The following is a 12,211-nucleotide window of genomic DNA, read 5'->3' on the forward strand; positions in this document are numbered from 1 at the left end:
AATGATTTCTCCCGGTCAGATAATGTCCGGGAGAGACAGCGAGAGGTTAGAATTTATGAAGAGTATTTTAGATAAGGCAAGAGAATACGAAGCAGTGAATGGTCGGAAAATACCCTCAGAGAAAAGACCGGCTTTTCATATAAGCCCATATGTAGGATGGATGAATGATCCAAACGGTTTTTCCTGGTATAAAGGACAGTATCATTTATTTTACCAGTATAATCCATATAAAACACAGTGGGACAGTATGCACTGGGGACATGTGGTCAGTAAAGATCTGCTGCATTGGGAATATCTTCCGGCAGCTCTGGCTCCGGACGAAGAATACGATAAGATTGGATGCTTTTCGGGCAGTGCAGCAGAACTGCCTGACGGACAGCAGCTTCTGATCTATACATCTGTAGATCATGAAACTCTGGAAGATGGCACTGTAAGAGATATACAGACACAGTCAGTTGCTGTGGGAGATGGAACAGACTATAAGAAATATGAAAAGAATCCTGTACTTACCGGACAGGATGTGCCGGAAGGCGGAAGTAAGGTGGATTTCCGTGATCCAAAGATATGGAAGGGAAAGGATGGGCTTTTTTACTGTGTGGTCGGCAACCGTCCTTCAGATGGAAGTGGACAGATTCTCCTTTACAGCAGTGAAGATGGATTTCAGTGGAAGTTTGTAAGTATACTTGCAGAGAATAAAAATCGATATGGGAAAATGTGGGAATGTCCTGATTTCTTTAAACTGGACGGCAAATATGTTCTTCTGACCAGTCCGCAGGATATGCTGGCTGAAGGAATGGAATATTACAGTGGAAATGGAACCCTTTGTATTATCGGTGAAATGGATCCTGATACGCATACATTAAAAGAAGAGAACCATCAGTCTGTTGACTATGGCATTGATTTCTATGCAATGCAGACTGTAGAAGCACCGGACGGACGTCGTATCATGATTGGATGGATGCAGAACTGGGATACTCTTTCTCATCGATGCGAAGAGTCAAAATGGTTTGCGCAGATGAGTCTTCCCAGAGAATTATCTGTGAAGAATGGAAGACTGTATCAGAAACCGGTACGGGAACTGGATGCAATCAGAAAGAATAAAACGGAATATAGGAACGTTGTAGTCAAAGACAAGCCGGTTATGCTTAAAGGGGTACAGGGACGTACTATAGATATGGAACTTGCCATCAGCCCGGAAGACAAAGAAACAGGTTATGGAAAATTTATAGTATGTTTTGCGCAGAATGAAAAATTCCATACAGAATTAAGTTTTTGTCCTGAAGATTCGGTGTTAAAGCTGGATAGAAAACTTTCCGGAAGCAGAAGAGCAGTAGTTCACGAGAAAAGCTGTCTGGTAAATAGAAAGACAGATGAATTAAAACTTCGTATGATTCTGGACAGATATAGTGTGGAAGTATTTGTGAATGACGGTGAACAGGTAATGTCCATGGTAATCTTTACAGAACAGGAAGCAGATGGAATTTCCTTCCAGGCGAATGGAAAGGTAAAAATGGACATTACAAAATACGATCTGGTATAAAATATCAGAAATTGCAGAAGGATAAAGGAATTCCTGTAATGGGAATTCCTTTATTATATTATAGAGAGTTATAGAGAAAATTATTCTGCTTATTATACAAAAGCAAGTAACGATAGCAATCCTCGTAAATATTTGTCTGCTTCGAAAAGTTACTTGCTTTTAGGATTATGACAGATGATTCTTGGAATATTTAATATAATCCACAACCATCATCGCCAGTTTAAATGTCAGTGCATCCTCAAACGCGCGGATATCCAGTCCGAATTTTCTCTGAAGCTTCTCAAAGCGGTACACCAGAGTATTTCTGTGTACATAAAGCTGTCTGGAAGTCTCAGAGAGATTCAGGTTATTTTCAAAGAAGGTACGGATAGTGATCAGGGTTTCTTCGTCAATAGAATCCAGAGTTTCCTCTTTGAATATCTCGTCGATAAACATTTCGCATATGGAAATAGGAAGCTGGTAGATCAGTCTGCCGATTCCAAGCTGGTTATATCCGAATACATTCTTATCTGCGTAGAAAATCTTGCCTACTTCAAGGGCTGTATGTGCTTCTTTGTATGCATCGGGAAGCCGGGAAATATCCTCTGCCAGATTACTGTAGGCAACCCATGCAAAAGTCATTGCTTCTGTGTTTAACATATCTACAAGCATATATGCAATTGATTCCAGATCTTCATAAGTTTCTGTGGACTGTAATTCTCTGATGATGATAATCCCTGTATCATCAATAGCAGTGATGAAATCTCTGGTACGGGCAGAGAAAATATTCCGGATCGTAGCGAGGGCGTTTTCATCTTTGGTCTGTTTGGTTTCTACAAGAAATACGGCACGCTGAACAGAAGTTGCAATGTGCAGTTTCTTGGCGCGGTTAAAGGCATCTACATCAGAATAACTACCAAGGAGAAGATTCTGCATAAAGGTATTCTTGTCGCTTTTTTCTGCATAGGCAGCCAGGAGACTCTGTACCTGGCATACGGCCAGCTCTCCGATAGTAGCAGTATTCTCTGCTTTTCCCCATACGATCAGAATGTAGGAGACAGAATGATTCTCCATGATCTTATACAGGCAGTAGCTTGTATTGGAAACACACAGGGCACTGCTTTGGCGAAATTCTTCCAGCTTTGATTCTGCAGGAAGTTTTTTGTCACAGGTAGAGAGAAAGATATGGTTATCAGAATCCAGCAGACAGAAATCAAGCTGGCTGATATTCTTCCAGTCTGTCAGGCATTTCTGTAAAATCTGTTGTATTTTCATTAGGTCAGTCCTTTCTTTTGGGGTATAAGTCAGCTTATAGCAATCCTTGTAAATTGTCCGATTGAGGTAATCAGGCAGACAATTCTATATTATAACATAAAAACCCGGGGAAAACTCCCCGGGTTTATTAAAAGATTCCTGAAATTAGTTGCAGATTGTAAGTTCTGTTTCTTTATCAAAGAAATGAGATTTTTCCATATCGAATGCGAATTTGATCGGATCGCCAGTCTTAGCTGTTGTACGAGGATCAACTCGTGCTGTAACCTGAGTTCCGTTTACATCGAAGTATAAGAATACTTCAGCTCCGAGAAGCTCGTAAACTTTAACTACGGATGTCATCGGTGCGCTTGGAGAAGCTTCGATGAACATCTGTGAATCATGGATATCTTCCGGACGGATACCAAGAACAACAGTTTTTCCTACATAACCGCCATCTTTAAGAGCTTTTGCTTTAGCAGCCGGGACAGCCAGTTCATGCTCGCCGACTTTAGCGACAAGGCTGCCGCCTTTTTCTGTGATAACAGCGTCCAGGAAGTTCATCTGCGGAGATCCCATGAATCCTGCAACGAATAAGTTGCCTGGTTTCTGATACAGGTTCTGCGGTGTATCTACCTGCTGAACAACACCATCTTTCATAACAACGATTCTGGTACCAAGAGTCATAGCCTCTGTCTGATCATGTGTTACATAGATGATTGTAGCGCCCAGTCTCTGGTGGATTTTGGAAATCTCGATACGCATCTGTACACGAAGTTTAGCATCCAGGTTGGAAAGAGGCTCATCCATAAGGAATACCTTAGGATTACGTACGATAGCACGTCCCATAGCAACACGCTGTCTCTGACCACCGGAAAGAGCCTTCGGTTTACGATCAAGAAGTTTCTCAAGGTCAAGAATTCTTGCAGCTTCACGAACTGCTTTATCAATCTGATCTTTCGGAACTTTACGAAGTTTAAGTCCGAATGCCATGTTATCATATACTGTCATATGAGGATACAGAGCGTAGTTCTGGAATACCATTGCGATATCACGGTCTTTAGGCTCTACATCGTTCATAACTTTGTCACCAATCTTTAATGTACCGCCGGAAATTTCTTCCAGACCGGCAACCATACGAAGTGTAGTAGATTTACCACATCCTGAAGGTCCTACGAAAATGATGAATTCTTTATCTTCGATTTCCAGATTGAAATCTTTAACTGCCTGGAAACCATTTGGGTAAGTTTTGTTAATGTGCTGTAATGATAAGCTTGCCATGATTATTCCTCCAAAATAGATTCATATTGTTTTTGCTGATTGATTACTCGTTTTTTTCATCTGTAGATAGTATAGCGAAAAGGAGGGGGGATGGCTAGGGAAGAATCGTACAAAGATTTTTTGGGTTTTTTGACATTCTGACGAAAAGCCGGAATCAGTATCCGGGGATTCCGTCAAACTGTCAAAAGACATGAGAAAAACGCAGGACAAAATGACGAAATTCTGTCTGCGTTTTTCTGGATTTGTGTCAGATATCAGGAAGCATTTTGTGCAAATTCTGTATTGACCAGTTCTTCATATGGAGTGCGTTCCTTCAGTTCTCCTGCGTCCTCCAGAATGTCCTGAAGCAGCTCAAATCCCTCCTGCCCGAAGACCAGATTCTCTTTCCAGGTATCCTGATCATAATAACGCTTTACGATGGCCGTGATGGTATCCAGATCCGTCTCCGGGAACTGTGGCTCGATCACTCTGGCGATTTCCTCCGGAGTATGCTTCTGGACGTAATCCATGCCTTTTTGAAGGGCATTGGTAAATTTCTGCATGATATCCGGATTCTTTTCCATATAACTGGTTTTCGCACTGTAGGAAGTATACGGTACATAACCGGAATCCACACCAAGGGAGGCAACAACATAACCGGCTCCCTGCTTTTCAAGTGCAGTGGCGGACGGTTCAAACTCCACTGTAAAATCCGCCGAATTATCCCCTGTAAAAGCAGCAGCAGTAGCACCGAAGTCGATGCTCTGATCAATAGAAAGGTCTTTCTGAGGGTCAAGGCCATTCTGCTTCAGAATATATTCAAATACCATTTCCGGCATGCCACCTTTTCGGCCGCCAAGAACTTTCCTGCCCTTCAGATCTTCCCATTTAAAATCCGGCATTTCTTCTCTTGCCACAAGGAAATTTCCGGCCCGTTGGGTAAGCTGTGCAAAGTTTACAACAGGATCAGTAGCTCCTTCCTGATAGGCATAGATAGATGCTTCTGCTCCCATAAATCCGATATCCGCCTCGCCGGATATGACGGCAGTCATAGTTTTATCTGCCCCAAAGCCAGTTATAAGCGTCATATCAAGCCCCTCATCTTTAAAATATCCCTCTTCGATTGCCACATACTGCGGTGCATAAAAGATGGAATGGGCTACTTCATTTAAGGTAACTTTTGCAAGCTTCGCCTCATCTTTCTTTGCAGCAAACACTCCCAGCGGCAGTGCAGTCACCGCCAGAACGACTGCTGTCGCCAGTGAAATCCATTTTTTATTTTTCATGCAGACACTCCTTTACCGACTTCTTCTGTTAGAGTATGCATAATTAATTAATTGGTGACCAGGGGGGACATACAAAGTATCGCAAAACACAGCCTCCATGATTCCTTTTGTTAGGATATGCCCCCAAAATCAACTGCTAATCACGATCAACTTTCCCATTAGTTAAAAAATATGAATTTTATTTAATAACAATTCAATTGTGTCCAATTTTCAATCATGCTATGATTTAATCACAAAAGCTTTTGAAATTTCAATCAGGAGAGAATTAGGATGAATATTGGAAGTGTGATAAAAAAATATAGAAAAGTGTCTGGTTTCACCCAGGAGGAAATGGCAAACCGCTTAGGAGTAACTACCCCAGCGGTGAATAAATGGGAGAACGGAGTTTCCCATAGTTAAAGATACCACACCAAATATGATGAACCCACGCTTATACACTACCAGCTATAATAAGCCGTAAGGACAGCAATTTGACACTGCTGTCCTTTCTTTATATAAAATTGCAGTACACAGAAAAAAGCTGTAAAATAATAAATATATTTGTCCTTGTAACAATTCTCGGACATTTGCCTGTTATACTATCTGCAAAAAGAAAAGGAAGTGACAATATGAAGCAGATTTTAATTGTCGAAGACGATAATCTTTTGAATAAAACGCTTACTTATAATTTGGAATTGGACGGTTACACAATAACTTCTGTTCTGAATGCAAGGACAGCCGCTGAATCATTAAAAACAAACATTTTTGATTTGGTATTGCTGGATATAAATTTACCAGACGGAAATGGTTATGACCTATGCCGTCTTATCAAGCCAGAGCATCCTGATACAGTAGTTATATTTCTAACTGCCAACGATCAGGAAAGCGATCAGATACGAGGATATGAAGCTGGTGCAGTGGATTATATCACGAAACCTTTTTCGATTAGTGCTTTGCAGCGAAAGATCAAAGCCATGTTCGCTATGTTGGAACATCACAAACCAGCTAAGGATATTTACGAGGATGGTAGCCTGTTTCTGGATTTTTCGGAACAATTTGCAAGTTTGAACGGGAAACCATTAGCGCTTTCTGCGATGGAATATAAAATGCTGAACCTATTTCTTAAAAATCCGAAGCAGGTACTTACCCGCCAACAACTTTTGGAAAGGCTGTGGGACATTGATGAAAAATATGTAGATGAACATACCCTTACTACTTCTATCAGCCGCATTCGCAGTAAGATTGAAGCGGATGGCGACACATATATCAAAACGGTTTACGGTATGGGGTATCAATGGACAGGAGGCGAAAAGAAATGAAACTGAATAACCTTTCTGCTAAGAAAATTTGTAGACTGATTAGTGCTGGCATGGTTTTCTCTATGCTGGTAATTACCGGTATTCTCGGCGGTATAATGCAGGATATACGAATTTTCATAGCAGGTGGAACATTGACACTCTGTGCATTTTTCTGGATTTGGCTATTGGTGCTGTCTTTTGGAAAACGCCTTTCTCATTTTACTTCTAATTTGTGCCGGACGCTGGACAACATGATTGATGGAAACGAGGAATTACAAAAGTCAAATGATAGTGAAACTCTTTTTGCCCGTATCAACCACCGCTTAATCCGGTTGTATGAGATTATGCAGGAAAATCGGCACAAGGTAGACATGGAACGACAGGAGCTTCAAATGCTGATTTCTGATATTTCGCATCAAGTCAAAACGCCTGTCAGCAATTTGCAAATGGTAACGGACACACTTTTAACAAAGCCTGTTTCAGAAGAAGAACGGATGGACTTTTTGCAAGGCATACGCAGTCAGACTGATAAACTGGATTTTCTGTTCCAAGCACTGGTTAAAACATCCCGGTTAGAAACCGGAGCAATACGATTAGAAAAGAAAGACAGCAGCTTATTCCATACGCTTGCACAAGCTATGAGCAGTATTGTATATGCCGCAGAGAAAAAAGAAATTGCTGTATCCGTGGATTGCCCGGAAAATTTGATAATCTCCCATGACAGCAAGTGGACAAGCGAAGCCCTTTTCAATCTGCTGGACAATGCAGTAAAATACACTCCGTCAGGTGGAAAGATTTCTGTATCAGTGGTTCAGTGGGAAATGTACGTAGAGGTCAAAGTGACCGACACCGGCAGGGGCATTTCAGAAAGCAATCAGGCTGCCATCTTTCGGCGCTTCTATCGTGAGGAAGAAGTACACGATCAACAGGGTGTGGGAATAGGTTTGTATTTGGCTCGTGAGATTGTAACAAGGCAAGGGGGCTATATCAAGGTCGTTTCAGAGCTGGGGCAAGGCTCAGAATTTTCTATTATGCTTCCTGTAAGGTAAGATACAGCCACTTTTTTTGAAATGTCCGAGCGTTGTAACATTTCATCTCGATTTTCGATAAAAATTTTTCCTACCTCGGACATTTGTGTAACATTTGTGGTTTACAATGACTTCATCAACAGGTAGAAAGCCTTGAAAGGAGCATTTGAATATGAGCATTTTACAAACAATCGACTTAAAGAAGTATTACGGCACAGAACCAAACATTACTCGTGCCCTTGATGGTGTAAATTTTACTGTGGAACAGGGAGAATTTGTTGCCGTAGTTGGAACTTCCGGCAGCGGCAAGTCTACGTTACTCCACATGATGGGAGGACTTGATACCCCCACTTCCGGCAGCGTGATTGTACGGGGGGAAGAACTTGCGAAAAAGAATGATGATGAATTGACAATTTTCCGCCGTCGTAACATAGGGTTTATTTTCCAAAACTACAATCTGGTTCCGATTTTGAATGTATATGAAAACATCGCCCTGCCTGTGGAATTGGATGGTGATACCGTAGATAAGAAATTTATGGACGAAGTTGTGTATATGCTGGCTTTAGAAGATAAGCTGGAAAATATGCCAAACAATCTTTCAGGCGGTCAACAGCAGCGTGTAGCGATTGCACGAGCTTTAATTACAAAGCCGGCGATTGTCCTTGCTGACGAACCGACTGGAAATCTCGACAGCAAGACCAGTGCAGATGTGTTAGGGCTTTTGAAACGTACCAGCGGAGAATTTAATCAGACCATTGTAATGATTACTCACAATAACGAGATTGCCCAGCTCGCAGACCGCATTGTGCGGATTGAGGATGGCAAAATTGTAGGTTAAAGGAGGTGGGAATTATGAATTATCCTTTTGAAAATGATACAGAGAGAATAGAGAAAAGGATTGCTGAAAAGAGTGTATTCTCTGAAAAGAATAGGACATTTCTAATCAGAGTTATCATCTTGATTGCGGCATTTCTGTTGAGCTTTTCTGGTATTCTTTTGTGCAATGCAACGCTTAGTACGCAGCAGATCGCCCATGTAAATAATACAACTGAAGCAGTAGGAACTGTTTTAGGAATTGTTATTGTACTTCTTTGTACGGCAGGGCTGGCTGTCAAAAATATTCTTTATGTATCTGTACTGCAACGAGTACATGAATTTGCACAATTACGGGCAATCGGCGCAACATACCAGCAAATTAAATCAGTGGTCAAGAAAGAACGTGACAAAATAGCAAAACCTTGCATTGTGTTGGGAACAGTCATCGGTTTTCTGGTAAACATAGTTTTACCACTTCATTTTTACTGGATACCAAGCATTGTATGTGCGGTAATCTCCGGCATATTTATTTGGATTATCACAGCTTTGGCTTTTCAAGCACCAGCGAAAATGGCTGCATCTACATCACCAATAGAAGCACAACATACACAGGCAACAAACTATTTTAGAAGTGTTGGGGCAAAGCGTAAACTTACGCCTATAAGAATCGGGTGGATGTATTGTAGAGCCAATAGAAAGAAAGCTGCCTATACATTTTTATCTCTCATTATGAGTGGGATTTTAATGTTCGGTGTTTTTTCAATATTGAATGCGATAAATCCCGAAAGACTTGCGTCACAACCTTACCAGGGAAATAGTGATGTATTTGTACTACTAAATTCAACGGCTGATGAAGAATCCACCTATGATTTAATGAAATCTACACCATTTACAGAAGAAAAAAAGCAAAAATTGTATAACATTTCAGGTGTAAAAGATGTTTATGAATTGTATATGCTGGACGGCATTCTGACAAATTCAGAGGGGGAAAAATTTGAACTGTCCATTGAAAATGCTGTAAATCCAGAAACATTTAAAAATGAAATTGTTGAGGGTATGCAACCAAGTCATGAATTACAGAATGGAGCAATTCCTGTTGCTATCAATAGACAGTCTCCTTATTATCAGAAACTGAATATGCAGCTTCAAGTTGGAGATTATCTGCCGTATATCATAGATACAGGATATGGTCAAAAAGAAGTGGAGTTAGTTGTAAGCGGATTTGTAGAAAACAGCGATACTGGGCTTGTTATTTATACAAGTGGTGAAAATATGAAATCACTGTCAGAAATGAATTGTACGCTTGCATGGTATATTTGTTTGGATGATAACGGAAAAGACGTAGCAACAGAGATAATCAAAGAAATTTTTATAGATGACGACAGAGTTGATGTGTCTGTTTTGGCTGATGATGTTATGGCATTGGAAGATTACTTCCATAATGCGAAAGTCATCATTACAGTTTTGGTGGTGCTTATTAGTCTGTTTTCATTTATAAATATGCTGAATACCAGCATTACAAATGCCATTGCCAGAAGACACGACTATGCACTACTGGAAGCTACAGGTATGACAAAATTGCAGTTGCGAAAAGTACAGCAGTCGGAAAGTTTCATCTATCTGGTTGGAAGTTTTATAGGAAGCTGCATTTTAGGCATACCAATCGGATTGCTGCTTTGTACCCAAATATCAAAAATTCCCGGACTTTCATACTTTGAATATCACTTCCCAGTTCTTTTTGTGCTTTTATACTTTGCTGCGGTTGTGATGGTCTATCATGTAGTATCAGTATATCAAAAGAAATCTTTGCAACAGCACTCAATTATAGAGCGCATTAGAACGATAGGCTAAGTTTTAATAATCCGTCAGCTCCACAATTACATTACTCTGCTGATACAGCCAGTCCGTAAATTCTTTCGGGCTGGCTGTTCCTGTTTTTACAGCCTTTTTTCTCTGCAAGGCTTCTTTCTTAAAGTCGGAAAAGGCAGCCTGTATTTTTTCCAGACGGTCAGCCGGAAAGCCTGCGGTATTTTTTACCCGGTTTATTTTGTTGCGCCAGTTCTGGCATTCATTTTTATAAAGCAGGTCATAGTTATTTTCTCTTGCCCTTTCGTCAAATTCCCGCTTGTTTTGAAGCGCCTGTGCTTTTCGGCACTTGTCGCTGCACAGTTCATACCGCTGGCTCTTTGCCAGAAAATATTTCCCACAGACCTTGCACTGCCGGAAGCAAAGCCCCCAGTCATTCAGCCGGTTCAGATAATAGGTAATCAACGGGTAGAGGGACGCATAGGCAGACACACATTCTTCTGTGCGCCGGTTGTCCGGAAACCAGAGGTCAAGCCGGGTATCTTCTGATGGTGCGCCTTTGAAATAAAGGCTGCCAGCTTGAAAATGTTTCGGTTTTCCTGTCTCCCTGTCAAAGCTCATGGATTCGTTTTGGAATACCCCGGTCAGTCTGCTCATTTTATCCATGAAGCGGTCACAGGCAGTGTTACGGTCACGGGGTTCTCTGGCAAGCAGATAGCTGTTCCAGATACGGAACGCCACATACATTTTCAGAGGGTCATTGCTAAGATATTTTCCCCAGAGAAATTCGCTTGCCGCCTGTTCCAGCTCCGGCTGTTTCCATCGGTTGGAGTGGAGGGCTTGCCGCAGCGGAGAAAGCCCGTATAAGTTCCAGTCTCTGTCCGTGTCACGCTCAAAGTTTATCAAAAAAGTTCCCAGCGGGCGTGTCATATCACAAAGCACCTCTGCGTTTTGGCTCCCGTTCAGCCGGAAGCGGATCTGCTGTTCTTCCCCAATCAAAATCCGCTCTTTCATTTTCTTCCTGTCCAGCGTCAGGACAAACAAAATCCTCTCAAAACATGGCTCATGCCGTATAAACTGATTCTCCATCCCTATCCCCTGCCTTTGTCTATGGTAATTATATAATTTAGTTATATCCGTTACACTCATGGTATCGCAGAAGCATTGTTTTGTCAAGGATAGTCCGCTATGATGATTGCAGTTGGTAATTTCGTACCGCACAGTACCTTGACAAGTGAATGACCGTCCAAAAGGGATATGACCGGCAGGAGAAGTGACGCATCCGGCGCACCAATGCAGGGAAACACCGCAGGAATGGGGCAGGAAAACGGCTTTTGGGGAGAACGGCAACAGGAAGCATTTTAACCTATTTGATTTATGGGAGGAACAGAATGAACGATAAAAAGAGATTGAACAGCTACGAGGATTTACCGCTGGTTCTGGATGTGGCGGACATTCAGCGGATTATGGGAATTTCAAGAGCGAGCGCCTATGAGCTGGTACACACACCCGGCTTTCCAGCGTTCCGCAGGGGCAGACTTATCAAGGTCAGCAAAATTGCTTTCTTTGAATGGATGGCAAAAGGCTCCGAAACCGTACCGGGAAGCGACAAATAAGCGTGAGGTATCATTCCCTGACTTGCAATACTGCCGCACTTTCCAAAGGGGCATACAGAGGGAAAAAAACTTAAAAATGATACCGAGACGCTACATCAAAACAGCCTATCTGCGTACATCAGATAGAAACGGAGAAAGGAGCCGGTTATGGCAAGAATGAGTAACAAGCGGCGGTTGGAATGGTCTTTCTTCTTAAATGACCGCAGCCGTATCACTTACAACGAACTGTGCCGGAAATGCCAGCACGAATGTAAACAGAGCTTCCGGGCGGTTGTGGTTGACTGCCCGAAGTATCTTTCCAAGCGTTCCAAGAAAAAGGACAAGACTGCCGGAAACGGCAAAATCCCTTAGG

Annotated in this window: 11 protein-coding genes and 1 pseudogene; 8 read left to right on the forward strand and 4 right to left on the reverse strand. The window is 41.8% G+C overall.

Features of this window, described 5'->3' with window-relative positions; translation table 11 throughout:
- The first annotated feature begins 55 nt into the window (after positions 1-55).
- Positions 56-1,540 (forward strand): glycoside hydrolase family 32 protein, encoded by a 1,485-nt coding sequence (locus WKT11_RS09230; RefSeq protein ID WP_117676121.1) that lies wholly within the window; start codon positions 56-58, stop codon positions 1,538-1,540.
- A 165-nt stretch (positions 1,541-1,705) separates the two neighbouring features.
- Here the strand turns inward: WKT11_RS09230 and WKT11_RS09235 are convergent, their stop codons facing one another.
- The 3 genes from WKT11_RS09235 to WKT11_RS09245 form a co-directional block, all read right to left on the reverse strand.
- Positions 1,706-2,794, reverse strand: a complete 1,089-nt coding sequence (locus WKT11_RS09235; protein ID WP_117676119.1) for a PucR family transcriptional regulator — start codon at positions 2,792-2,794, stop codon at positions 1,706-1,708.
- 144 nt (positions 2,795-2,938) lie between these two features.
- Positions 2,939-4,051: an ABC transporter ATP-binding protein gene (locus WKT11_RS09240; RefSeq protein ID WP_117676117.1), complete on the reverse strand. Its 1,113-nt coding sequence runs from the start codon at positions 4,049-4,051 to the stop codon at positions 2,939-2,941.
- A 254-nt stretch (positions 4,052-4,305) separates the two neighbouring features.
- A complete protein-coding gene (locus tag WKT11_RS09245) occupies positions 4,306-5,316 on the reverse strand; it encodes an ABC transporter substrate-binding protein (RefSeq protein ID WP_117676115.1) in 1,011 nt (336 codons plus the stop codon).
- A gap of 270 nt (positions 5,317-5,586) precedes the next feature.
- On the opposite strand from WKT11_RS09245, the pseudogene WKT11_RS09250 reads away from it, so the two are divergent.
- The 5 genes and pseudogenes from WKT11_RS09250 to WKT11_RS09270 all read left to right on the forward strand — a co-directional run.
- Positions 5,587-5,706, forward strand: a pseudogene (locus tag WKT11_RS09250) (helix-turn-helix domain-containing protein); the annotation flags it as partial.
- Between the two features lie 218 nt (positions 5,707-5,924).
- A complete protein-coding gene (locus tag WKT11_RS09255) occupies positions 5,925-6,614 on the forward strand; it encodes a response regulator transcription factor (RefSeq protein WP_019162604.1) in 690 nt (229 codons plus the stop codon).
- Positions 6,611-7,642 (forward strand): sensor histidine kinase, encoded by a 1,032-nt coding sequence (locus tag WKT11_RS09260; protein WP_009260048.1) that lies wholly within the window; start codon positions 6,611-6,613, stop codon positions 7,640-7,642. Before WKT11_RS09255 ends, WKT11_RS09260 begins: the two co-directional genes overlap by 4 nt.
- 151 nt (positions 7,643-7,793) lie before the next feature.
- Positions 7,794-8,459 (forward strand): ABC transporter ATP-binding protein, encoded by a 666-nt coding sequence (locus WKT11_RS09265; RefSeq protein ID WP_009260049.1) that lies wholly within the window; start codon positions 7,794-7,796, stop codon positions 8,457-8,459.
- 14 nt (positions 8,460-8,473) lie between these two features.
- On the forward strand, positions 8,474-10,288 hold the full coding sequence (locus WKT11_RS09270; protein ID WP_029732304.1) for an ABC transporter permease: 1,815 nt from the start codon (positions 8,474-8,476) through the stop codon (positions 10,286-10,288).
- Positions 10,289-10,291: 3 nt separating this feature from the next.
- Here WKT11_RS09270 and WKT11_RS09275 read toward each other — a convergent pair whose 3' ends face one another.
- Positions 10,292-11,332, reverse strand: a complete 1,041-nt coding sequence (locus WKT11_RS09275; RefSeq protein ID WP_009260052.1) for a DUF6076 domain-containing protein — start codon at positions 11,330-11,332, stop codon at positions 10,292-10,294.
- A gap of 302 nt (positions 11,333-11,634) precedes the next feature.
- Here WKT11_RS09275 and WKT11_RS09280 point away from each other — a divergent pair, with 302 nt between their 5' ends.
- Both WKT11_RS09280 and WKT11_RS09285 read left to right on the forward strand, forming a co-directional pair.
- A complete protein-coding gene (locus WKT11_RS09280) occupies positions 11,635-11,859 on the forward strand; it encodes a helix-turn-helix domain-containing protein (RefSeq protein ID WP_005362423.1) in 225 nt (74 codons plus the stop codon).
- A gap of 147 nt (positions 11,860-12,006) precedes the next feature.
- Positions 12,007-12,210: a hypothetical protein gene (locus tag WKT11_RS09285; protein WP_004614949.1), complete on the forward strand. Its 204-nt coding sequence runs from the start codon at positions 12,007-12,009 to the stop codon at positions 12,208-12,210.
- The last annotated feature ends 1 nt before the right edge of the window (position 12,211 follow it).

It is taken from the genome of Blautia sp. HCN-1074, from assembly GCF_037890165.1.
In the GTDB taxonomy this organism is placed as follows: Bacteria; Bacillota; Clostridia; order Lachnospirales; family Lachnospiraceae; genus Blautia_A.